This is a genomic window from Blastococcus sp. SYSU DS0533 (assembly GCF_054050775.1).
This window is the reverse complement of the sequence record NZ_JBJGZZ010000003.1, coordinates 284,043-305,794: the sequence shown is the minus strand read 5'-3', so window position 1 is coordinate 305,794 and position 21,752 is coordinate 284,043. Positions and strand designations below refer to the sequence as shown.

Annotated in this window: 21 protein-coding genes; 4 read left to right on the top strand and 17 right to left on the bottom strand. The window is 74.1% G+C overall.

Going from position 1 to position 21,752, the window contains the following annotated elements; translation table 11 throughout:
- Positions 1-87 precede the first annotated feature (87 nt).
- Positions 88-1,320 carry an SPFH domain-containing protein gene (locus ACI79W_RS06360; protein ID WP_456561227.1) on the bottom strand — a complete coding sequence of 411 codons (1,233 nt, stop codon included), beginning with the start codon at positions 1,318-1,320 and terminating at the stop codon, positions 88-90.
- A gap of 78 nt (positions 1,321-1,398) precedes the next feature.
- Positions 1,399-1,833 carry an NfeD family protein gene (locus ACI79W_RS06355; protein ID WP_456561226.1) on the bottom strand — a complete coding sequence of 145 codons (435 nt, stop codon included), beginning with the start codon at positions 1,831-1,833 and terminating at the stop codon, positions 1,399-1,401.
- Between the two features lie 73 nt (positions 1,834-1,906).
- On the opposite strand from ACI79W_RS06355, the gene ACI79W_RS06350 reads away from it, so the two are divergent.
- Positions 1,907-2,644, top strand: a complete 738-nt coding sequence (locus tag ACI79W_RS06350; RefSeq protein ID WP_456561225.1) for a hypothetical protein — start codon at positions 1,907-1,909, stop codon at positions 2,642-2,644.
- 78 nt (positions 2,645-2,722) lie between these two features.
- Here the strand turns inward: ACI79W_RS06350 and ACI79W_RS06345 are convergent, their stop codons facing one another.
- The 3 genes from ACI79W_RS06345 to fabG are packed head-to-tail and all read right to left on the bottom strand — an operon-like array spanning position 2,723 to position 5,705.
- Positions 2,723-3,889 carry a ferrochelatase gene (locus ACI79W_RS06345; protein WP_456561224.1) on the bottom strand — a complete coding sequence of 389 codons (1,167 nt, stop codon included), beginning with the start codon at positions 3,887-3,889 and terminating at the stop codon, positions 2,723-2,725.
- A 38-nt stretch (positions 3,890-3,927) separates the two neighbouring features.
- Positions 3,928-4,701 carry an enoyl-ACP reductase FabI gene (gene fabI, locus ACI79W_RS06340; protein WP_456561223.1) on the bottom strand — a complete coding sequence of 258 codons (774 nt, stop codon included), beginning with the start codon at positions 4,699-4,701 and terminating at the stop codon, positions 3,928-3,930.
- Complete coding sequence (gene fabG / locus ACI79W_RS06335) at positions 4,701-5,705, bottom strand: 3-oxoacyl-ACP reductase FabG (RefSeq protein ID WP_456561222.1); 1,005 nt, start codon at positions 5,703-5,705, stop codon at positions 4,701-4,703. The genes fabI and fabG overlap by 1 nt, the downstream gene beginning before the upstream one ends.
- Before the next feature lie 130 nt (positions 5,706-5,835).
- On the opposite strand from fabG, the gene ACI79W_RS06330 reads away from it, so the two are divergent.
- Positions 5,836-6,642 (top strand): crotonase/enoyl-CoA hydratase family protein, encoded by an 807-nt coding sequence (locus tag ACI79W_RS06330; protein WP_456561221.1) that lies wholly within the window; start codon positions 5,836-5,838, stop codon positions 6,640-6,642.
- A gap of 11 nt (positions 6,643-6,653) precedes the next feature.
- On the opposite strand, the gene ACI79W_RS06325 is transcribed toward ACI79W_RS06330, so the two are convergent.
- The 4 genes from ACI79W_RS06325 to ACI79W_RS06310 all read right to left on the bottom strand — a co-directional run bounded on the left by ACI79W_RS06325 (position 6,654) and on the right by ACI79W_RS06310 (position 11,578).
- Positions 6,654-7,574 (bottom strand): diacylglycerol/lipid kinase family protein, encoded by a 921-nt coding sequence (locus ACI79W_RS06325; protein WP_456561220.1) that lies wholly within the window; start codon positions 7,572-7,574, stop codon positions 6,654-6,656.
- 73 nt (positions 7,575-7,647) lie between these two features.
- Positions 7,648-8,862 (bottom strand): 3-deoxy-7-phosphoheptulonate synthase, encoded by a 1,215-nt coding sequence (locus ACI79W_RS06320; protein ID WP_456561219.1) that lies wholly within the window; start codon positions 8,860-8,862, stop codon positions 7,648-7,650.
- Positions 8,859-10,985 (bottom strand): DEAD/DEAH box helicase, encoded by a 2,127-nt coding sequence (locus tag ACI79W_RS06315; protein WP_456561218.1) that lies wholly within the window; start codon positions 10,983-10,985, stop codon positions 8,859-8,861. Before ACI79W_RS06315 ends, ACI79W_RS06320 begins: the two co-directional genes overlap by 4 nt.
- 332 nt (positions 10,986-11,317) lie before the next feature.
- Positions 11,318-11,578 carry a hypothetical protein gene (locus ACI79W_RS06310; protein ID WP_456561217.1) on the bottom strand — a complete coding sequence of 87 codons (261 nt, stop codon included), beginning with the start codon at positions 11,576-11,578 and terminating at the stop codon, positions 11,318-11,320.
- Between the two features lie 98 nt (positions 11,579-11,676).
- Here ACI79W_RS06310 and ACI79W_RS06305 point away from each other — a divergent pair, with 98 nt between their 5' ends.
- Entirely contained in the window at positions 11,677-12,660 is a 984-nt protein-coding gene (locus ACI79W_RS06305; protein WP_456561216.1) for a YihY/virulence factor BrkB family protein, read from the top strand.
- A 97-nt stretch (positions 12,661-12,757) separates the two neighbouring features.
- Positions 12,758-12,961 (top strand): zinc-ribbon domain-containing protein, encoded by a 204-nt coding sequence (locus tag ACI79W_RS06300; RefSeq protein WP_456561215.1) that lies wholly within the window; start codon positions 12,758-12,760, stop codon positions 12,959-12,961.
- Positions 12,962-13,010: 49 nt separating this feature from the next.
- On the opposite strand, the gene ACI79W_RS06295 is transcribed toward ACI79W_RS06300, so the two are convergent.
- The 8 genes from ACI79W_RS06295 to ACI79W_RS06260 all read right to left on the bottom strand — a co-directional run bounded on the left by ACI79W_RS06295 (position 13,011) and on the right by ACI79W_RS06260 (position 21,651).
- Positions 13,011-13,547, bottom strand: a complete 537-nt coding sequence (locus tag ACI79W_RS06295; RefSeq protein WP_456561214.1) for a zinc-binding dehydrogenase — start codon at positions 13,545-13,547, stop codon at positions 13,011-13,013.
- Between the two features lie 149 nt (positions 13,548-13,696).
- The gene (locus ACI79W_RS06290; RefSeq protein ID WP_456561213.1) at positions 13,697-14,890 is read right to left on the bottom strand and encodes an NAD(P)/FAD-dependent oxidoreductase; all 1,194 of its coding nucleotides are present in this window, start codon (positions 14,888-14,890) and stop codon (positions 13,697-13,699) included.
- Entirely contained in the window at positions 14,887-16,221 is a 1,335-nt protein-coding gene (locus ACI79W_RS06285; protein ID WP_456561212.1) for an FMN-binding glutamate synthase family protein, read from the bottom strand. Before ACI79W_RS06285 ends, ACI79W_RS06290 begins: the two co-directional genes overlap by 4 nt.
- 13 nt (positions 16,222-16,234) lie before the next feature.
- A complete protein-coding gene (locus ACI79W_RS06280; protein WP_456561211.1) occupies positions 16,235-16,975 on the bottom strand; it encodes a GltB/FmdC/FwdC-like GXGXG domain-containing protein in 741 nt (246 codons plus the stop codon).
- On the bottom strand, positions 16,963-17,856 hold the full coding sequence (locus tag ACI79W_RS06275; RefSeq protein WP_456561210.1) for a hypothetical protein: 894 nt from the start codon (positions 17,854-17,856) through the stop codon (positions 16,963-16,965). The genes ACI79W_RS06280 and ACI79W_RS06275 overlap by 13 nt, the downstream gene beginning before the upstream one ends.
- A 30-nt stretch (positions 17,857-17,886) precedes the next feature.
- Positions 17,887-19,248 carry a type III glutamate--ammonia ligase gene (gene glnT, locus ACI79W_RS06270; protein WP_456561209.1) on the bottom strand — a complete coding sequence of 454 codons (1,362 nt, stop codon included), beginning with the start codon at positions 19,246-19,248 and terminating at the stop codon, positions 17,887-17,889.
- A gap of 189 nt (positions 19,249-19,437) precedes the next feature.
- Positions 19,438-20,772, bottom strand: a complete 1,335-nt coding sequence (locus ACI79W_RS06265; protein WP_456561208.1) for an ammonium transporter — start codon at positions 20,770-20,772, stop codon at positions 19,438-19,440.
- Between the two features lie 264 nt (positions 20,773-21,036).
- A complete protein-coding gene (locus ACI79W_RS06260) occupies positions 21,037-21,651 on the bottom strand; it encodes a helix-turn-helix domain-containing protein (protein ID WP_456561207.1) in 615 nt (204 codons plus the stop codon).
- Between the last annotated feature and the right edge of the window lie 101 nt (positions 21,652-21,752).

Genomic DNA, 21,752 nt, shown 5'->3' with positions numbered 1-21,752 from the left:
GTCGCCAGGCCGGGGCCCCGACGGGGCCGAGGACGCCGGTGGCCCAGAACCCCACGGGTTCCGGGCCACCGGAGTCGGGGGGGCCGGCTACTGCGCGGGCAGCTGCGGCGGGCCGTCCGGGGCGTCCGGGTCGTCGCTGCCGGCCCGGTTGCGCGGATCGGCGGCCGGGCCGCTGTCCCGCACGTCCTGGGTGACCTGGGCCAGCGGCGGCGGGGTCGGCACCGCGGGCGCGCTGTCGGCGATGCTCGAGAGCTCGATCTTCGCCTCCGGCTGGTCGGCCGCCCGCGGCAGCTGCGACTCGAACCAGGTGCTCGTGTCCAGCCCACCGTCCCTGGGGCCTCCGCCACCGTCGCCGGACGGCTCGACGTCCATCCAGGACTTCCCCTCGGCTGCGCCGCCGAGGTTCGCCAGCCCGTCCAGCGCCTTGCTGAACTCGCTGGGCACGATCCACATCTTGTTGGCGTCGCCCTGCGCGATCTGCGGCAGCGTCTGGAGGTACTGGTAGGCCAGCAGGCCCTGGTCGGGCTTGCCGTCGTGGATAGCCTGGAAGACCGTCTCGATCGACTTCGCCTGACCCTGCGCCTGCAGGTACAGCGCGGCGCGCTCGCCCTCGGCGCGCAGGATCCGGCTCTGCCGCTCGGCCTCGGCCTCGAGGATCGCCGCCTGCTTCTTGCCCTCGGCGGAGAGGATGGCCGCGGCCTTCTCGCCCTCGGCGGTGGTGATCGCCGACTGCCGGGCACCTTCGGCGGTGAGGATGATGGCGCGCTTGTCGCGATCGGCGCGCATCTGCTTCTCCATCGAGTCCTGGATGGAGGGCGGCGGGTCGATCGCCTTGATCTCCACGCGCGCCACGCGCAGGCCCCAGGGGCCGGTCGTGCCGTCGAGCACCGAGCGCAGCTGGCTGTTGATGCCGTCGCGGCCGGTGAGCGCGCCCTCGAGGTTCAGGCCACCGACCACGTTGCGCAGCGTCGTCGTGGTCAGCTGCTCCATGCCGGTGATGTAGTTCGCGATGCCGTACACGGCCAGCCGGGGATCGGTGACCTGGAAGTAGACGACGGTGTCGATGCCGACCTGGAGGTTGTCGGCGGTGATGACCGGCTGGGGCGGGAAGGAGACGACCTGCTCGCGCAGGTCGATCGTCGCGCGCACGCGGTCGACGAACGGCACGAGGACCGAGAGACCGGGCGACAGCGTGCGGCTGTACCGGCCCAGCCGCTCGACGACCTTGGCCTGAGCCTGGGGGACGATCGTCACGCTCTTCGCGATCACGATGATCACGAGCACGGCGACGACGATCAGTGCGATGAGCGCCGCATCCACGGCTGGCTCCCTTCGTCGGGGGTCACCGTCGATCCTGCCCTGCCGGGTCCACCCGGGTCAGCACCCCGGGGACGACGTTCACTCCAGCGCGTCGCCCACGACCGCCGTCGCGCCGTCGACCTGCAGGATGCGCACGGTCTCGCCGACGGCGAAGGACTCCGCGCTGTGCTGGCTGCGCGCGCTCCACTCGTCGGCACCGAGCCGGATCCGCCCGCCGCTGCGGTCGACCTGCGCGGTGACCTGCGCGGTCCGGCCGATGAGCGTGTCGACGCCGTCGAGCTGCAGCGGCGTGCGGTCGGTCAGCTGCTTCTTCGCGATCGGGCGCACCGCCACCAGCAGCACCCCGGAGACGACGATGAAGGTGACCAGCTGCAGCCAGAGCGCCCCGCCGAGGAGTGCGACCGTCATGCCCCCGAGGGCCCCGCCGGCCAGCATGAGCATCACCAGGTCGAGCGTGAGCATCTCGCCGACGGCCAGCGCCCCGGCACCGATCAACCACAGCAACCACGCCATACCAGGAGTCTGGCAGAGCCGCGGGCCCGGGACGCCCGCCTGTGCCTCGGTCGCGCCGTCGTAGCCTCGACCGGTGCACGACTTCCCCGCCGGCCGGCTCGCGATCTGGGCCACCGCCTGGCTCGGCGGCCGCGCCTCGTACGACGAGGCCCTCGACGCGGTCACCGGCGACACCGCCCACCGGGTGAGCGGCCTGCCCGGGACGGAGGCCGCCGTCCCGCTGCGGGAAGCGCTCAGCGCACTGCGCGGCCTGGGCGAGCGGCGGCTGCGGCTGGTGCTCCCCGCACCCGGCGACGTCCGCGGCGTGCCGGCCGCGCCGGGGCTCGCGCCGCTCGCGCTGGAGGCCGGCCAGGTCGCCGTCGGCGAGCGGGTGGTGCTGGTGCCCGAGCCGATCGGCCCGGGAGTCGTGCAGTGGACGGCGTTCCCGCTGGACGGCGTCCCTGCCGCGCCGCCGGCCGTGGAGGGCACGCTGCGCGCCGCGTCCGGGGCGCTGGACCTGGCCATGGCCGACGCCGCACGCACGCTGGCCGATCTCGACCTCGCCCGGTGGCACCCCGAGGTGCCCGCGCTGCTGGCCGATCTCGGCCGGCCGGTGCGCGGGGTGGTGCTGCCCGACGACACCGATCCGCTGGCGCTGTCGCTGCTGGCGCGGGGCATGCGGTTGGCCGCGGTGCTCGACCTGGCGCTCGCCGACGCCCCCGGCGGGGCCGTCACCCACCGCCAGGCCGCAGCCCGGGACGAGGCGCTGCGGCCGCTGTCCACCTCCGTGCGGGAGGCGATCACCGCCGCCTGCAACTGGATCCCGAGGTGACGGAGGCGAGGCCGTCGCCGCGAGGCGACCCGGGCCGAGCGGGGCCCGGAGGGTCCCGCGCAGGCACGAAGCAGCGGCTCAGCCCGCAGAGGAACGGCCGTCGGCCGCGGTGTCGGCCGCAGGCCGACGGACGAAACAGCAGGAGGCCGGGCAGTTGGTGCCCAGCCGCGGTTCGCCGCCGGCCCGCCGCTCCTCCAGCAGCTCCCGCAACGCCGCCACGAAGGCCGGGTGGGTGCCGGCGGTGGCGGCCCGGGCGAAGGCCAGGCCCAGCCGCTCGGCGGTCTCCTTCGCCTCGTTGTCGAGGTCCCAGATCACCTCGAGGTGGTCGCTGACGAAGCCGACCGGGAAGAGCACGACCGCCTTCTCCCCGGCTTCCGCCAGCGCCTCCAGGTGGTCGTTGACGTCGGGCTCCAGCCACGGCACCGACGGCGGGCCGCTGCGGCTCTGCCACACCAGGTCGAACGGCCGGCCCGGGGCGGCGAGGGCGACGACCTGCTGCGCGGCGGCCCGCAGTTCGGCCTCGTAGGCGTGCCCCTCCGGCCCGGCGACGGCGGCCATCGCGTCGGGGATGCTGTGCGCCGTCGCGACCAGGCGGGCGGAGTCGCGCACGTCGGCCGGCAGCTCGGCGAGCGCGGCGGCGAGGGCGTCGGCGTTGGCCCGCACGAAGCCGTCGGCGTCGAAGTAGTGCGGCAGCTTCTCGGCGGTCGGACCGCCCGGGGTGGCGGCGTCGCCGGTCAGCGCGGCGCGGGCCCGGGCGACGTCCTCGTGGTACTGCCGGCAGCCCGAGAACGAGGCGTAGGCCGAGGTGGCGAGCACGTAGGCGTGCTGGATGCCGTCGTCGGCCATCTGCTGCCAGACGTCCTCGACGTAGGGCGCCCAGTTGCGGTTGCCCCAGTAGACCGGCAGGTCGATCCCGGCCGAGCGCAGCTCGCCCTCCAGCGCCGCCAGCAGCGCCTTGTTCTGGTCGTTGATCGGGCTGACGCCGCCGAAGTGGTGGTAGTGCTCGGCGACCTCCTCCAGCCGCTCGCGCGGGATGCCGCGGCCCCGGGTGACGTTCTCCAGGAACGGCATGACGTCGTCGTGCCCCTCGGGGCCGCCGAAGGAGAGCAGCAGCAGCGCCTCCCGCCGACCGGGCGGGGCGGGCTCGACCGACGGCGGGACGCCACCGTTGTTGCGGACGGCCAGCGACGGGTCCTCGTCGGGACGCTGGCCGGCAGGGGTGATGTCGACGATGGCGCGGGGCACGTGGGTTCTTTCCTGTCGCGGGGCGTCGCCGGATGCACTCACACGCCGACGGCGTGGAAGCCCCCGTCGACGTGGACGATCTCGCCGGTGGTGGCGGGGAACCAGTCGGAGAGGAGGGCGACCACGGCCTTGCCTGCGGGCTCGGTGTCGGTGACCGACCAACCCAGCGGCGCGCGCCCCTCCCACGCCTCCTCGAACTGCTTGCTGCCCGGGATGGACTTCATGGCCATGCTGCGCAGCGGCCCGGCGGCGACGATGTTGGACCGCACGCCCTCGGGGCCGAGCTCGCGGGCCACGTAGCGGCTCACCGACTCCAGCGCCGCCTTGGCCGCGCCCATCCAGCCGTACACCGGCCAGGCCACGGAGGCGTCGAAGGTGAGGCCGACCACCGAGGACGGGTTCGCCAGCAGCGGCCGGCAGGCCTGGGTGAGCGAGGCGTAGGACCAGGACGAGACCTGGAACGCCGTGGCGGCGTGCTCCCACGCGACCTCGGGGAAGCCCTCCCCCATCGCCTCCTGCGGCGCGAAGCCGATCGAGTGCACGACGCCGTCCAGGCGGTCGAAGCCCTGCTCGCGCAGCCGGTCGGCCAGCGTCGCCAGGTGCTCGGTGTCCGTCACGTCGAGCTCGACGACGGCGGCCTCCTGCGGCAGCCGCTTGGCGATCCGCTGGCACAGCGACAGGGCCCGCCCGAAGTTGGAGAGGACGACGGTGGCGCCCTGCTCCTGCGCCAGGCGCGCGGTGGCGAAGGCGATCGACGCCTCGGTGAGGACCCCGGTGATCAGGACCTTCTTGCCCTCGAGGATGCCGCTCATCAGTGCCCCATTCCCAGTCCGCCGTCGACCGGGACGACCGCCCCGGTGATGTAGCCCGCCGCGTCGCTGGCCAGGAACCGCACGACGCCGGCGATCTCGTCGGCGTCGGCGTACCGGCCCAGCGGCACCTGCCCGAGGATCTCCTTCTGCCGGGCCTCGGGCAGCTCTGCCGTCATGTCGGTGGTCACGAACCCGGGTGCGACGACGTTGGCCGTGATGCCGCGGCTGCCGAGCTCGCGGGCGATCGAGCGGGCCAGCCCCACGAGCCCCGCCTTCGACGCCGCGTAGTTCGTCTGCCCGGCCGAGCCCAGCAGGCCCACCACGGAGGAGACGAACACCATCCGGCCCGAGCGGGCGCGCACCATCTTGGCGGCCGCGCGCTTGGACACCCGGTAGGCGGCGGTCAGGTTGGCGTCGAGGACGTCGGTGAAGTCCTCCTCCTTCATCCGCATGAGCAGCCCGTCGCGGGTGATCCCGGCGTTGCTCACCAGCACCTCGACCGGGCCCTGGTGCCCTTCGACCTCGGTGAAGGCGCGGTCGACGTCCTCGGCGCTGGTGACGTCGCACCGCACGCCGAAGAGCCCGTCGGGTGCGCCGCTGCCGCGGTGCGTGACGGCGACGGAGTCACCCTGCTCGGCGAAGGAACGGGCGATCGCGAGCCCGATGCCGCGGTTGCCGCCTGTCACCAGCACCGACCTGCCCACGTGCCACTCCCCTGCGCCGACGACCCGGTCCTCCCCCGAACCTAGTGCCTGAGCGGCGGTCCCACCGGCTACCGGCGGGTACGTGATCACCGCCTCACGCCACCGGGCGGCCGGCGGCGGGAGGACGGGCGTCGGCCCGCCGGCGCCGCCGCAGCCAGCCGCCGCCGTGGAGGGCCCAGAGCACCAGCAGCGGCTGGAAGAACGCCGGACGAACCGTTCGCGGCCGGGGTCGAGGCCGAACGCGTCGGTCGCCTCGACGTACTGCGCGATGTTGCCGGGGAGCACCACGACGAGAACCACCGGCGGCCACCATGACCGCGCCGAGCAGCAGGCGGGCGGCGGTGCGGGCGGCCGAGCTCGTGCCCGGACCTGACCGCGGCCCGGGCACCGCGCGTTGACAGGCGGGCCGGGCCGCCCGTAGACAGCGACCATGGCTGACGACGTCTCGCGCCGGGTGGCGCTCACGGTGACCGACGGCGTGGCGACCGTGCGGCTGGACCGGCCCGAGAAGATGAACGCGCTGGACCCGGCGATGTTCACGGCGATCCTGGCCACCGGCAAGGAGCTGATGGCCCGGGACGACGTCGGCGCGGTGGTGCTCACCGGCGCCGGCCGGGCCTTCTGCGCCGGCCTGGACTTCGGCTCCTTCGCGGACATGGCCCAACGCGGGCAGGAGCGGACCCGCGAGCGCGAAGCGACCGCCCCGGAGCCGCTGGGCGCGGCCGGCGCGCTGGCCCAGCAGGTCGTGCACGTGTGGTCGCTGGTACCCGCCCCCGTGATCGCGGCGGTGCACGGCGTGGCGTTCGGCGGCGGCCTGCAGATCGCCCTGGGCGCGGACATCCGGCTGGTCGCCCCCGACGCGCAGCTGTCGCTGATGGAGATCGTGTGGGGCATCGTGCCGGACATGTGCGGCACGCAGCTGCTGCCCGAGCTGGTCGGCCGCGACGTCGCCAAGGAGCTCGCGCTGACCGGGCGGAAGGTGTCGGGCACCGAGGCGGTGCGGCTCGGCCTGGCCACCCGCGAGGCCGCCGACCCGCTCGCCGCCGCGCTGGAGCTGGCCGCCGAGATCGCCGGGCACAGCCGCAGCGCCACCCGGGCGGTCAAGCGGCTGGTCGACCTGGCCGGCCGGGTGCCGCTCGCCGAGGGGCTGGCCGCCGAGCAGGCGGAGATCGGCGCGCTCATCGGCTCGCCGGAGCAGGCCGCCGTCGTCCGGCGCCGGCTGGAGAGCCGCGCCTGACTCCCCGGCGGCTACCGCGGCACCAGCACCGACCAGGCGTGGTGCGCGAGCCGCCAGCCTCCCGCCTGCCGCAGCTCGCCGAGCTCGCCGTCGGCGTCGACGGGCACCGGGCCACCCGAGATCCGCACCTCGCGACCGCGCAGCACCAGCACGTCGGGCCGCTCGACGTGCCGGCCCGCGGTCAGCGCTGCCGCGTAGGCGGCCCGGGCGACCGGCCCCGTCGCCGTGCAGACCACCACGTCGGCCAGGCCGTCGTCGGGCCGCGCGTCCGGGGCCAGCGCGGTGCCGCCGCCGATCGTCGCCCCGTTGCACACCCCGGCCATGAGGACGGGCCGCCCGCCGTCGGCGGCCCAGCCCTCGCCCTCGTGGACGGCGACCCGCCCGTCGACCTCCACCCGCAGCGGCCAACCGGTGCCCCCCAGCCCGGCGATCGCCGCGCCCACCGGGTAGGCGGCCGCGCCGAGCCGCTGCTTGAGCCGGTGCGCCTCGGCGGCGGCCTCCGCCCCCACCCCGGCGTGGACGGCGTTGACCACCACGGCCCCGGCCTCGTCGCGGAGCAGGTCCAGCCGGCGCGGCACCCCGGCCAGCACGGCGGCGGCACCGTCGGCCGGGTCCAGCGGCAGCCCGAGCGTGCGGGCCAGGTCGTTGCCCGTGCCGCACGCGATGACACCGACCGGCTCGTCGGCCGAGAGCCGACCGGCCCGGTCGAGGGCGGCGACCACGGCGTGCACCGAACCGTCACCGCCCAGCACCACGACCCGGGAGCCGGGGTGGGCGGCCAGCGCCTCGTCGAGGTCACCGGCGTCGGCGGTCGCGGCCACGGCGACGTCGCCGCCGGCACGCAGCCCGGCGACCGCCGCCTCCACCCGGTCGTCCTGGGCGGTCCCGGCCGCCCGGTTCACCACGAGAAGCATCTCCGGGCTCCCGGACATCGGGCCTCCTGCCTGGTCGGACGGACGGCCGACCGTACTGGCCGGCCCGCACCGCCCGACGGGCGAGGGGTGCTCAGCCGCGCCGGGCGCGGGCCGCCTCCGCGAGCTCGGCCAGCAGCTGCTCGGTCGTCGGCAGGTCGACGCAGGCGTCGGTGACGCTCTTGCCGTACTCCAGCTCGCCGGGCCGCTGCTGGTCGAGGTCCTGCCGGCCGGCGACCAGGTTGCTCTCCACCATCACCCCCCGGATCGCCTGCTCGCCGCCGGCGATCTGGCCCGCCAGGTCGCGCACGACGTCGATCTGGCGCAGGTGGTCCTTCTGGCTGTTGCCGTGCGAGGCGTCGACGACGAGCACCTCGGGCAGCCCGCGCGCGGCCAGCCGGCGCCGCGCGTCGGCGATGTGGGCGGCGGAGTAGTTCGGGCCGTCCTTGGCGCCGCGCAGGATGACGTGGCCGGTGCCGTTGCCCGCCGTCGACAGCTGGGCGGAGACGCCGTGGGCGTCCACGCCGAGGAACTGGTGCGGCGCCCGCGCCGTCATCACCGCCTGGATCGCGGAGTCCACGCTGCCCTCGGGCGAGTTCTTGAACCCGACCACCGACGAGAAACCCGACACCCGCTCCCGGGCGGTCTGGTCGGTGACGTTCCGCGCCCCGACGCCGTTGTAGGTGACCAGGCCGTTGACGTACTGCGGCGTCAGCGCGTTCAGCGGCTCGGCGGCCACCGGCACGCCGGACGCGGTGATGCGGCACATCAGCATCCGGGTCGCGACGAGGCCGACGCTGATCCGGCTGGACCCGTCGAGGAAGGGGTCGTAGGCGAAGCCCTTCCAGTCGACCTCGGTGCGCGGCTTCTCGGTGTAGGTGCGCATGAGGATCTCGAGGTCCGCGCCGTGCCGCTCCCGCATGCGGGCGATGAAGGCCGCGTACTCGAGCGCGGCCTCGGGGTCGTGGATCGAGCACGGCCCGGCGATGACCGCGAGGCGCTCGTCAGCCCCGGTGAGGATGCCGGTCACCGCCCGCCGCGCCGCCCGCGTGGTGGCGGCCGAGCCCTCCGGCACCGGGACCACGGAGGCGACCGCGGCCGGGGTGACGACGGCGCTGGAGCCGGTGATCCGGGTGTTGACCAGGTCGGAGAGGTCGGCGGCGCCGTTCGGGGAGACGCCCAGCTGCCGCTGGACGCCGGGCAGCAGCTCCGCGAGCTCGGCGTCGATCCGCCGGTTGACGCGGGTCTGTACCTCGAGCAGGAGCTCGGCGACCCGCGTCGCCGAGGTCAGGAGCGGTTCGGCGGTCATCGGTCCTCCAGTGCGGCGGTGAGCAGCGCGACGAGCGCCTCGAGCTGGACGTCGGCCGAGCCCTGCATCTCCTCGTCCGAGCCGTCGAGCGCGCGGGCGGCCAGGCCGGCCTTGCTGTCGATGAGCTCGGCGATCCGGGCGTCGAGGGTCTGCGCGGCGATGATCCGCCAGGCGGTGACCGGCTCGGTCTGCCCGATGCGGTGGCTGCGGTCGATGGCCTGGGTCTGCTCGGCGTCGGTCCAGGAGAGCTCGGCGAGCACCAGGTTGGAGGCGACCTGCAGGTTGATCCCCACGCCGGCCGAGGTCAGCGAGCAGACCGCGACGGCGACCTCCGGGTCGTTGACGAAGGCGTCGATGTTGCGCTGCCGCACCGCGGGGGTCTGGTCACCGCGGATCGAGGAGTAGCGCAGGCCCATGCCCTCGAAGGTCTCCTCGGCCACGTCCATGACATCGACGTGCTTGGCGAAGAAGACCACCTTGCCGGCGCTGCGGGCCAGCTGGGCGGCGTAGTCGGCGGCGAGCCCGGCCTTCGCCTGCCCGATCCGCCGCATCATCGTGAAGACGTTGTCGCCGCCGGTGCCCGAGGTCGAGTCCTTGAGCTCCCAGCCGGCGACCTTGCGCACCAGCGCGTGGTCGATGCCCTCGACCACGGTGGCCGACTCGCGGGCCGCGAGCGCGCTCTCGTAGCGCTTGACCAGGCGGCGGGCGAGCTCCCGCTCGGCGGCACGGATCGAGCGGCCGGCCTTGTCGTCGAGCTCGACGGGGAGGTCGGCGATGCGGCGCGCGGGGATGTCGGCGGCGACGTCGACCTTCCGGCGGCGGACGATGCCCCGGTCGATGACGCACTGGCGGGCCGCCGGGTAGAAACCGGGGTCGGCCGGCGTCAGCCCGGTGCCCTCCAGGCACTCCATCAGCTCGCCGAGCGGCTTCTCCTCGTCGATCCAGCCGAGGAACTGCCAGATCGCCCTGAAGTCGTCGATGTCGTTGATCAGCGGGGTACCGGTGAGCGCCATGAGCAGCGGCCGCGCGGTGCGCAGCCGGATGCGCTGGGCGATCTCGAGCACGTTCTGCGAGCGCTGCGAGCTCTTGTTCTTGATGAAGTGGGCCTCGTCGACGACCATCCCGCCGAACCCGAAGTCGCCCAGCCAGCCCGCGTGCCGGTCCAGCACCTCGTAGTTGACGACGACGATGTCGGCGAAGCCGTCGGCGTTCTCGCCGTTGCCCTGGATCACCGTGGCCCGGCGCTGCGGCACCCAGCGCGCGGCCTCGCGGGCCCAGTTGGTCTTGACGACGTTGGGGACGACCACGAGCAAGGGGAACGCCTGCGCCGCCTCGGCCGCGAGCAGCGACTGGGCCGTCTTGCCGAGGCCCGGCTCGTCGGCGAGCAGGAAGGTGCGGTGGCCGTTCGCCGCCGCCGCGACCAGCTGACCCTGGTGCGGCATGAGCTCCAGCCCCGCCGGGGTGAACTGCGAGCTCGGGAACGGCAGGGGCATGCACGCCGGGGCGCCTCCGCCGGCCCGCTCGAAGGAGTTGAACAGCGGCTCGAGCAGCTCCCAGCCGGCCAGCCGGCGCGGCCGCACCGCGGTGGGCCGCACGACGTCGAAGTCCGGGGCGAGGAAGGGGTTGGCCAGCTGCCGCGAGATGACCGACTGCGGCACCACCTGGCGCTCGGCGGACGCGGTCACCGGCGCGGCCTGCACGGGCTCCGGGGCCTCTTCCTCGGGTGCCTCGATGCCGGCGGCGGCGAGCAGCTCCCGCCGGTGCGAGCGGGCCGCCTCGGTGGCGACCGCGTCGTCGGAGAGCAACGCGAGCAGGCCCGAGTTCCGGACGGCCGTGGTGGCGAGGATGGTGGCGATGCCGTCGAGCCGCTTCAGCTGCTCGGCGCGGCGTCCCTCGCCGGTGCTCTGGTCGGCCTGCACCCGGGCGCGCTCCTCGCGCAGCACCAGGGCGATGGCCTGGAACTCGGCGCGCACCGACGGGGTCACGCGGTCGCGCTTGACCGCCGCCTCGACGTCGCGGACGGCGCGGGCGAGCACCGCGATGACGTCGCCCTCGCGGACACGCCGCTGGGTTCGCGGAGCGCCGCGCCGGGCGCCCGTCGAGCGCCGTCCTGGTCGAGCCACAGACTCCTCCTCTGCACTGCCCGGCGGGGTTGCCGGGCAGGACGCGCACACGGCCCCGTCGACCGGACGGCGGAAGCCGCGGGACCGCACGCCCCGCGGGTGGTGCGCTCCGCGATCCGGCCCCGCCCCGGGGCTGCGCGGGAGAACGACGTCCCGGGCCGCGCGCCCCGAGGGCCCCTCGGGACCGTCAGCCCGCCGGACGACGGCGGGAGCACCGGTCGCACCAGCGGGCATCCTCGCCAGGCGAGGGCGTGCTGGCCCGCGGCCGGTACGCCCCCACAGTAGACCCCGCGCGGCGCCGGCGGCCGGGGCGTCGCCGCGCCGCCTGCCGCTCAGCCCCCGACGGTCGCCTGCAGGTCGTTGCGCGGGACGACCCGGAGGGCGCGGAAGGGCAGGCCGTGCGCGCCGGGCCGGGCCCACTCCACCTCGACGACCTGCCCGGCCCGCAGGCCGCCCGAGCCGGTGGTGCTCTGCTCCACCGCGTGCGCGTCGGCCCAGCAGCCGCCCGGGAGGTCGGGGGCCTCGATGACCGCGCCGGTGGGGTCGTCGTCCCAGCGGACGACGGTGCCGAAGGTGGTGCCGCCCTGCGTCATGGGCCGAGGCTCCGCCGTCCACGCCGCAGGAGCAAGGCGGTCGGTCACCGACGCGGCGGAACCGTTGCGGCCGCGCGCCGCCGGGGGTGGGATGTGCCATGGCTGTCGTCCGGGGTGGGGGCCCCTCCGGTGGCGTGCGGAGCCGGCGCGGGCACGAGGCGCACTCCCCGCACCGGATCCCCGCCGCCGGGTGGCGGCGGGTGCTCCGGCGGGTGGCGCGCCAGGTGCTCAGCGACCGCCTCATGGTGCAGAGCGCCGGGGTCGCGTTCTTCGCCGTCCTGTCGGTCGCCCCCGTGCTGGTGACGGCGCTGTCCATCTACGGCTTCGTCAACACGCCCGAGACCGCCCGCCGGCAGCTGTCGGGCATGGCGGACGTGCTGCCCACGGAGCTCGACGCGGTCGTGACCGACCAGCTCACGACGATCACCGCGGCATCGGGCCAGGTGCTCACCTTCCGCGGGCTCACCGGGCTGATCGTGGCGCTCTGGACGGCGACCACCGCGATGACCTACCTCCTCGACGGGCTCGGCATCGCCTACCACCAGCCGGAGACGCGGAGCTTCCCGCGCCGGGTGGGGCTCGCCCTGGTCTTCGTCCTCGGCGGTGCTGTCCTCCTCGCCGCGCTGCTCGCCGTCGCGGGGGTCGCCGCGGCCGAGGTCACCACGTCCTCCGGCCCGCTCCGGCTCGCCACCCAGGTCCTCTCGTGGCTGGCGCTCGCCGCGCTCATGGCCGTGGCGCTGGCCGTCCTCTACCGGTTCGGCCCGGCCCGGGCGCGCGCCCGGTGGCGGTGGCTCACCCCCGGATCGGTCCTGGCGACGGTCGTCTGGCTGGCGGTGACCTACGGGTTCTTCTCCTACGTGCAGGGCCTGGGCAGCTACCAGTCGACGTACGGCTCGCTCGCCGGCGTGGCGATCAGCATGTTCTGGCTGTGGACCACCGTCCTGCTCATCTTCTTCGGCGCCGCGGTGAACGCCGAGGCCGAGCGGCAGACCGTCCGTGACTCCACCGTGGGGCCGGAGCTGCCCGCAGGGAGCCGGGGCGCCGTCGTCGCCGACGACGTCCCGCCGCACCCCGGCGAGTGACGGGCGCCCGCCCCGAGGAGGAGCTCGAGGGTCTCCGGACGGAGCGAGCAGCAGCGCGCGTCGGGCGGCTGACCGGTCCGCTCCCTACGCTGGCGTGATGTTGCTGCTCTTCGGGTTCGGCACCAGGCGCAAGCACCTCGGCCCTGGCGCGACCCGCACCTGCCCGAACTGCCACAACACCACGCGCTGGTCGCGGATCCGGCAGTACCGGCAGTTCTCGCTGTTCCTCGTCCCGGTGGCCCGGTGGAAGCGCCAGGAGCTCGAGGTCTGCGGAGTCTGCGGCACCGGCGTCGAGGTGTGAGCCGACTCCGCTCGCCCCGCACGGGAGGACGACCGGCTCGCGCGGGTGCTCACGTGTCGGGCACCACCACGGAGCGGAGCACGTCGCCGGCGTGCATCTTGTGGAACGCCTCCTCCACGTCGTCCAGCGCGATGGTCTCGGTGACGAACGCCTCCAGCGGGAAGCGGCCCTGCAGGTAGAGGTCGACCAGCATCGGGAAGTCGCGGCTGGGCAGGCAGTCGCCGTACCAGGAGGACTTCACCGCACCACCCCGGCCGAAGACCTCGATCGCCGGCAGGGTGATCTCCATGCCCGGCGTCGGGACGCCGACCATGACCACGCGGCCGGCCAGGTCGCGGGCGCAGAACGCCTGCTCGAACACCTCCGGGTGGCCGACGGCGTCGATGGCGACGTCGACGCCGAACCCGCCGGTGAACCCCGTGATCGCCTCGACCGGGTCGGTCTCCTTCGAGTTGACCGTGTGGGTGGCACCGAACTGCCGGGCCCACTCCAGCTTCCGGTCGTCGATGTCCACGGCGATGATCGTCGTCGCGCCCACCCCGGCCATCACGCCGCAGCCCCACGAGACCCCCGCGCTCGGGCTCACCACCACTCTCACTCCCGACGGGGCGGTCCGCGCGGAGGTCGTCGTCGTAGGCACGGCGTGCCTGCCTGCCGGTGGTGTGGTCGAGCGAGGTGGGCCCGGTACGCCGCATCACGCTGGGTGGTGCGGCGGACCTGCGCGGCGACGGCGGGTCAGCGCATCTCCCCCGCCCCGACGTAGGGGAAGGGACTGGTGAGCAGCGCGCCCTCGGCGAACCGCGACAACCGGAAGTCGGACTCGGGGACGTCGACGTCCGAGCTCTTGCCGTCGACGACCAGGTCGGCGACGAGCCGCCCCACCGCCGGCGAGATCTTGAACCCGTGCCCGCTGAACCCGGCGGCGACGAGCAGCGACTCCACCGGCGTCTCCGAGATCACCGGGTTGAAGTCCGGCGTCACGTCGTAGCACCCGGCATAGGTGCCCGTGACCGAGGCGTCCCCGAGCCCCGGGAAGCGGTGCGAGATCTTCTGCCCCGCCATCTCCAGGAAGTCGTCGGTGGCACGGTTCAGGTAGAAGTCGGGGTCGGCGGGCTCCGGGATCGACAGGTCGCTGTTGCCGAACAGCAGCCGCCCACCGCTCTCCGCCCGGATGTACTGCAGCGAGACGAGATCGGAGAAGACGGGGAGCTGCCCGAGGTCGGCGCCCGGGTCGAGCACCACGATCGGCTCGCGGTGCACGCGGATCGGCAGGTCGATGCCGTGCCCCGCCAGCAGCGGCACCGACCAGGGGCCGGCCGCGACGACGACGGTTCCCGCCCGGATCACCGAACCGTCCACGAGCCGCACCCCGGTGACCCGGCCACCGCCGGCCAGCACCTCGGCGACGGCCGTGCCCTGGCGGACGCGGACCCCCAGTCGCCGCGCGGCCGCCGCGAACGCCTGGGCGGTCTGGTAGGCGTCGCCGTAGCCACCGCGGGCCTCCCAGGCGAACGCGGCGAAGTCGGAGAGGTCGGCCACCGGCCACAGGCGCCCGACCTCCGCCCGGTCGATCTCCTCGGTCTGCACGCCGACCGCCCGCTGGTTGGCCAGGCTGGCCCTCAGCGCGTCCACGTTCGCCTCGCCGACGCCGACGACGTACCCGGTCTGCCGGAAGCCGACGTCGTCGCCCAGGATCTCGGCCGCGTTCTCGAAGAGCTCGAGGCTGCGGGTGGCCATCGCGGCCAGCGACGACACCCCGTAGTGGCACCGCACGATGCCGCTGGACTTGCCGGTGCCGCCGGAACCGACGGTGTCCCGCTCGCAGACGATTACGTCGGTCACCCCTCGTCGAGCCAGCGACCAGGCGATGGACGTCCCCTCCAGCCCACCGCCGACGACGACGACGTCGGCGGTGGCCGCCGCGGTCACAGCCCGCGCCCCGGGATCCAGCTGGTGCCCGCCAGCGGCACCCGGGCCATGGCGGCGGCCTCGATGGTGAGCGCCACCAGGTCCTCGGGTTCCAGGGAGTGCAGGTGCGCCTTGCCGCAGGCACGGGCGATGATCTGCGCCTCCATGGTCATCACCCGGATGAAGTTGGCCAGCCGCCGCCCGCCCTGAACCGGGTCGAGGCGCTGCGCGAGCTCGTCGTCCTGGGTGGTGATCCCGGCCGGGTCGCGGCCGGCCTGCCAGTCGTCGTAGTAGCCTGCTGCCGACCCGAGCCGGCGGTACTCCGCGTCCAGGTGCGGTGCGTTGTCACCGAGCGCGATGAGCGCCGCGGTGCCGATCGCGACGGCATCGGCGCCCAGCGCCATGCACTTGGCCAGGTCCGCGCCGTTCCGGATGCCCCCGGAGACGACGAGCTGGACCTTCCGGTGCAGCTCCTCCTCCTGGAGCGCCTGCACGGCCTGCGGCAGCGCGGCGAGCGTCGGGATGCCGACGTGCTCGATGAAGACGTCCTGCGTCGCGGCCGTGCCGCCCTGCATCCCGTCGAGGACGATGACGTCGGCCCCGGCCTTGGCGGCGAGCTTGACGTCGTAGTAGGTGCGGGTCGCGCCGATCTTGACGTAGATCGGCTTCTCCCAGTCGGTGATCTCCCGCAGCTCCCGGATCTTGATCTCCAGGTCGTCGGGGCCGGTCCAGTCGGGGTGCCGGCAGGCGCTGCGCTGGTCGACGCCCATGGGCAGGGTGCGCATGCCGGCCACCCGCTCGGTGATCTTCTGGCCGAGCAGCATCCCGCCGCCGCCGGGCTTCGCCCCCTGCCCCAGCACGACCTCGATGGCGTCGGCCATGCGCAGGTGGTCGGGGTTCATGCCGTAGCGGGACGGGAGGTACTGGTAGACGAGGTGCTTGGACTGGCCGCGCTCCTCCGGTGTCATCCCGCCGTCGCCGGTGGTCGTGGAGGTGCCGACCTCGCTGGCGCCGCGGCCCAGCGCCTCCTTGGCCCGCCCGGAGAGCGCACCGAAGCTCATGCCGGCGATGGTGACCGGCGTAGCCAGGTGCAGCGGGTACGTGGCGTTGCGGTTCCCGAGGACGACGTCGGTGTCGCAGCGCTCCCGGTACCCCTCCAGCGGGTAGCGGGACATGCTGGCGCCGAGGAAGAGCAGGTCGTCGAAGTGCGGGACCTTGCGCTTGGCGCCGCCGCCGCGGATGTCGTAGATGCCGGTCTCCGCGGCGCGCTGGATGTCGGCGATGGTCGCGCGGTCGAAGGTGGCGGACTCGCGGAGAGCGGGGTCGGGGGCCAGTGCGGGGTTGTCGGTCACGGGGTGCCCCTCCTCAGTACGCCGAGGCGTTGTCGACGTGGAAGTTGTAGAGCTGCCGGGCGGAGCCGTACCGCCGGAAGGACGACGGGTCGGCGTCGATACCGGCGGCGGCCAGCAGGCCGGCGATCTCGGCGAGGTGCTCGGCGCGCACCTCCTTCTCGACGCAGTCCGCGCCGAGGGACTTCACCGAACCGGCTACGTAGATCCGCGCCTCGTACAGGGAGTCGCCGAGCGCGTCGCCGGCATCACCGCAGACGACCAGGCGGCCGGCCTGCCCCATGAATGCGCTCATGTGGCCGACGTCGCCGCCGACGACGACGTCCACGCCTTTCATCGAGATGCCGCAGCGGGCCGCCGCCGACCCCTCGACGACGAGCAACCCGCCGTGCGCGGTGGCGCCGGCCGACTGCGACGCGTTGCCGCGGATGCGCACGGTCCCGCTCATCATGTTCTCGGCGACACCGACGCCCGCGTTGCCGTTGACGGTCACCGTCGCGGCCTTGTTCATGCCGGCGCAGTAGTAGCCGACGTGCCCGTCGACCACGACGTCGATGTCGGCGTCCAGACCCACGGCGATGTTGTGCCGGCCGCCGGGGTTCGCGACCCGCCAGGTGGGCGCCTTCTCGGCGACGTCGACGGCGTGCAGCGCGCTGTTGAGCGCGCGGACGTCGGACACGGCCAGGTCCACCAGGGTGGGCTCGGCGAGCTCCACCCGCCGCTCCTCGAACTCCAGGGACGTGCTCAGCGCTGCCATGCGTAGACCTCTTCCGGCTCGGGCTCGAAGATGCGGGCGTTCTCGACACCGGGCAGCCCGGCGAGGGCGCGGTACTCCGACGCCATGGCGACCCACTCGGGCGTCTCGGCGACGACGGCCGGCTTGCACGCGATGGCGTCGCGGACCACCGCGAAGCTGTCCCGGGTGGCGACCAGCAGGGTGTAGAAGCCGTCGAACCGCTCGCACAGCAACGTCAGCGACTTCTCCAGGTCGTAGCCGGCGGCGAGCTGGGCGGCGACGAACCGGGCGCCGACCTCGGAGTCGTTCTCGCTGTCGAACGTCATGCCCCCGGCCCGGAGCTCGCGGCGGATCGTCGCGTGGTTGGCGAAGGAGCCGTTGTGCACGAGGCACTGGTCCAGGCCGACGGAGAACGGGTGCGAGCCCTCCGGCGTCACCGCCGACTCGGTGGCCATCCGGGTGTGCGCCACGCCCTGCCAGCCCTGCGCCGACAGCAGGCCGAACTCGGCGGCGAGGGCCTGCGGGTGGCCGACGCCCTTCAGGACGGCGAGGTCCTCCCCCTGGCCGATCACGATCCCCCCGGGCGCCACGGCGCGGACGGCGGCGACGAGCGTGCCGGGGTCGGTGGGGGCGTGCACGACCAGCGTCTGCCCGGCGACGACCACCACCGCCCCGGGCAGCCGCTCGCGCAGCGCCGTCCCGATCTCCTGGGCGCTCGCGTCGCCGGGGAGCAGCGACACCGTCGACTCCCCCGGCGGCGACCAGCGCGGATCCCCGTAGACGGCGACCCCCGCGGAGTCCGGTCCTCGCTCGGTGACCTGGCAGAGCATCCCGGTCAGCAGCTCACCGAGCCGGGGGTACAGGGAGGGCTCCCGCAGGTGGAGCCCGGCGATCCCGCACATGGGGCTGTTTCCTCTCGACGAACCGGCTGGTCAGAAGGCGGTCACGTACCGGTCGACCTCCCAGGAGGTCACCTGCCCGTGCCACTCGAAGAACTCCTCGCGCTTGAGGCCGGCGAAGTAGGCGGCAACTCCCGGGCCGGCGACGTCCAGGGCTCCCGCGACCACCGGGTCGGTCTCCAGGGCCTCGACCGCGTGCAGCAGCGTGGGCGGCAGCGGGCTGCTGGTCGTCGCCCCCGGGTCGCCCGGGTCCAGCCCCCGGCGGACCCCGTCCAGCCCGGCGGCCAGCGCCGCCGCCGCAGCGAGGTAGGGGTTCGCCGAGCCGTCACCGCCGCGTAGCTCCACCCTGTTGCCGTCCGGCACGCGGAGCAGGTGGGTGCGGTCGTTGCCGCCGTAGGACGCCGTGCGTGGGGACCAGGTGGCGCCGGACCGCGTGCCGGTGGCGCCGGTGCGCTTGTAGGCGTTGACGGTCGGGGCCAGCACCGCCTGCAGGCCGCAGGCGTGGTCGATCAGCCCGGCGAGGAAGGAGTACGCCAGCGCCGAGAGCCCCAGGCCTCGCGGGTCCCCGGCGTCCGGGAACACCGGTGCGCCGTCGCGCCACAGCGAGAGGTGCATGTGCAGGCCGCTGCCGGTGCGGTCGGTGAACGGCTTGCCCATGAAGGTGGCCGTCATGCCCCGCTGCTCGGCGAGGACCGAGAGCAGGTACCGGAGGGTGACCACCCGGTCGGCGGTGGTCAGCGCGTCGGCGTAGCGGAAGTTCTGCTCGAACTGCCCGTTGCCGTCCTCGTGGTCGTTGGCGTAGTTGCCCCAGCCCAGCGAGTTGATGGCCCGGGAGACCTCGGTCAGGTGGTCGTACATGCGGGTGAGGCCGCGGGCGTCGTAGCAGGGGCGCTCGGCGGTGTCCTTGGGGTCGGCCGGGCGCAGGGTGCCGTCCGGGCCGCGCTCCACGAGGAAGTACTCGACCTCGGCGCCGACCTTGAGGTCCAGACCGAGCTCCGCGGCGCGGGCCAGCTGTTCCTTGAGGATCACCCGTGGCGCGTACGGCCAGGGCCGGCCCTGGACGTGCGGGTCGCAGTGCACGATCGCCAGCCCGGGGCGGATGAAGGACACCGGCATGTACGAGGCGGGGTCGGGGATCGCGATGAGGTCCGGGTCCTTCGGCTCCTGACCCATGGCGCCGACGGCGTACCCGGCGAAACCGACACCGTCGGCCTGCAGCTCCTCCACCGCCTCGACCGGGACGAGCTTGGCGCACGGCTTGCCGGTGAGGTCGACGAAGAGCGCGAGGATGAACTGCGTGCCGTCGGCGCGGGCCCGCGTGGCGAGGTCGAGCGTCTCGGGTGCGGTCGCGAGGGCCGCCGGCGGGGCCTCGGGACGGGTGGCGGTGAGCGGCACGGGATCCTCCTGCGACTGTTCACTGTCATGAACCTCTGTCGCATACGAGTTAACACTCCCTGGGTTTCCGCGGCGTTACGGTGGCGCCAGGTTCGTGTTGCGGGGGACCTCGCGCGACGCGCCGGAGGCCGGCCCCCTCAGGGACCGGCCTCCGGTTTCTCGTGACTGCCGCCGGGAGGCGGCGGCGGGTCAGACGGGCGACCTCGGGGTTGCGGCAATCGGCGCGGGGGGCACCTGGTCCGGGCCGTAGACGGTCGCGCCCACGCGGGTGGGGCTCACGCCCCGGTCGAAGTCGTACGCCGACTCGGCGTGGACTGCGACGTCCAGGCCGGCGTCCTCCGTCGCCTCGTCGACGCGCAGCCCGATCGTGCGCTGCAGCACCCAGGCGATGGCGTAGGTCATCACGAAGGAGAAGGTGCAGGTCGCGACGATCGCCACCAGCTCGCGCCAGACGATGTCGAAGCTCCCGCCGAGCAGGATGCCCTGCACGCCGCCCGGCGAGTTCGACGCGCCGATGAGCATGACGCAGAGGGTGCCGGCGATGCCGCCGACGCCGTGCACGGCGAACGCGTCGAGGCTCTCGTCGACGCCCAGCTTGGTCTTCCACGTCACCGCCCAGGCTACGACCGCACCGGCGACGAAGCCGACCACCAGTGCACCGACGGCGTTCACCGTGTCCGCCGAGGGGGTGATGCCGACCAGGCCGGCGATGGCCCCGGAGGCCATGCCGAGCGTCGTGGCGTGGCCGTCGCGCAGCTTCTCGACCAGCAGGAAGCCGAGGATGCCGGTGGACCCGGCGAGCAGCGTGGTGAGGACGACGTACTGCGCGAGGAAGTTCGCCCCGGCCGCCGAGCCCCCGTTGAACCCGATCCAGCCGAACCACAGGATGCCGGCGCCCAGGACGACCAGGGGCAGGTTGTGCGGTCGGTGCGTCGGCGTGCGCCGCTTGCCGAGGACCATCGCGAGCGCCAGGGCGGCGACGCCGGCGTTCATGTGCACCGCGGTGCCGCCGGCGAAGTCGTGCAGCTGGAGCACGTTGCGCATCCAGCCACCGACGACGCCGCTCTCCTCGTCGTCGAAGGCGAACACCCAGTGCGCGAGCGGGAAGTAGACGAGGGTGAGCCACACGGCGGAGAACACCAGCCAGGAGCCGAACTTCATCCGGCCGGCTGCACCGCTGGCCACGATCGCGATCGTGATGGCGGCGAACAGGATGAAGAAGGCGGTCCAGTAGACGCCTTCCGCTCCGCCGGTGCCCCCGTCGTCGTGGAAGCCGGCCAGGCCGAGGTGGTCGGCCGGGTTGCCGATCAGACCCCAGCCGCCGAGCGAGTCGCCCGACACCAGCCCGTAGCCGAAGAGCACGTAGAGGACGCTCGTGACGGCCAGCGTGCTCATGACCATCATCACCATGTTGAGCATGTTCTTGCTGCCGAGCATGCCCCCGTAGAACAGGGCGAGGCCCGGGAACATCAGCAGCACGAGGGCGAACGCCGCCAGGAGCCAGGCGAGATCGGCTGCGGGCATGAGCCACTCTCCTCAGGTCGGTCGGGCGGGAGCCGGCCACGCCACGACATCGGTGGGTCGCACCCGGAGCCGGGTGCGGGGACGCCACCGCCGGCGACCACCGCCCGCCCGGCACCGGGGTACCGGGGTACGAGGCGGTCGCCGCGTGTCACGTCGTGAAACGGAGTCTCATGGCGCTGGACGCGCTCGTGGTTACACCGACGTGAATCTGCGTTACGAAAGCGAGAGTTCCGCCGCACGTGCTGCGGGCCGGCCGGACGGGACCTAGACGACGTGCCCGTAGCCGGTGACGGTCAGGAAGCGGATGGGGAGCTCGGTCAGCTGGACCGGCCCGTGCGGCCCCTCGCCGTCGAAGACCAGCGAGTCACCGGGACGCATCTCGTAGCGGGCTTCCCCGTGGCCGTACGTGAGCGCGCCCTCGAGGACGTAGATGAACTCGGTGCCCGGGTGCTGGAACAGCGGGAACACCTCGCTGGCCTCGGTGAGGGTGACCAGCAGCGGCTCCAGCCGCTTGTGCTCCCCGCGAAGCGCCCCCAGGAGCTGGTAGAGGTGCCCGACGTTGCTACCCCGACGGACGATCTGCGCGCCGTGGCCGGCGGGGGTGAAGACCGCCTCGCGTTCTGCGTCCACGCCACGGAACAGCGCCGTGACCGGCACCGCCAGCGCCTCGGCCAGCCGCGCGAGGCTGGACAGGCTGCAGGAGGTCTGGGCGTGCTCGATCTTCGACAGCATCGCCTTGCTCAGGCCGGTGCTCCGCGCGAGCTCGGCCAGCGAGACGCCCTTGGCCAGCCGGAACTCGCGGACGCGCATCGCTATGACGTCCTCCAGCTGCCCGCCGGGTGCCTCGTCGTGCCCGCCGGGCTCGGGGGTCGCCTCCACGGCGCGAGCATAGGTGCCGGCCGGGGAGCGAGGCGGGCTCCACCGCGGTCGCATGACCCGGACGGGAGAGGTGCACCCGCGCCTCGATCGACCCCCGTCAC

Coding starts and splice junctions, on each gene's coding strand:
- ACI79W_RS06355 (WP_456561226.1), bottom strand. CDS start 1,833: ATGGCGTGGTTGCTGTGGTTGATCGGTGCCGGGGCGCTGGCCGTCGGC.
- fabI (WP_456561223.1), bottom strand. CDS start 4,701: ATGAGCGGCATCCTCGAGGGCAAGAAGGTCCTGATCACCGGGGTCCTC.
- ACI79W_RS06330 (WP_456561221.1), top strand. CDS start 5,836: ATGGCTGACGACGTCTCGCGCCGGGTGGCGCTCACGGTGACCGACGGC.
- ACI79W_RS06325 (WP_456561220.1), bottom strand. CDS start 7,574: ATGTCCGGGAGCCCGGAGATGCTTCTCGTGGTGAACCGGGCGGCCGGG.
- ACI79W_RS06320 (WP_456561219.1), bottom strand. CDS start 8,862: ATGACCGCCGAACCGCTCCTGACCTCGGCGACGCGGGTCGCCGAGCTC.
- ACI79W_RS06310 (WP_456561217.1), bottom strand. CDS start 11,578: ATGACGCAGGGCGGCACCACCTTCGGCACCGTCGTCCGCTGGGACGAC.
- ACI79W_RS06305 (WP_456561216.1), top strand. CDS start 11,677: ATGGCTGTCGTCCGGGGTGGGGGCCCCTCCGGTGGCGTGCGGAGCCGG.
- ACI79W_RS06300 (WP_456561215.1), top strand. CDS start 12,758: ATGTTGCTGCTCTTCGGGTTCGGCACCAGGCGCAAGCACCTCGGCCCT.
- ACI79W_RS06280 (WP_456561211.1), bottom strand. CDS start 16,975: ATGGCAGCGCTGAGCACGTCCCTGGAGTTCGAGGAGCGGCGGGTGGAG.
- ACI79W_RS06275 (WP_456561210.1), bottom strand. CDS start 17,856: ATGTGCGGGATCGCCGGGCTCCACCTGCGGGAGCCCTCCCTGTACCCC.
- ACI79W_RS06265 (WP_456561208.1), bottom strand. CDS start 20,772: ATGCCCGCAGCCGATCTCGCCTGGCTCCTGGCGGCGTTCGCCCTCGTG.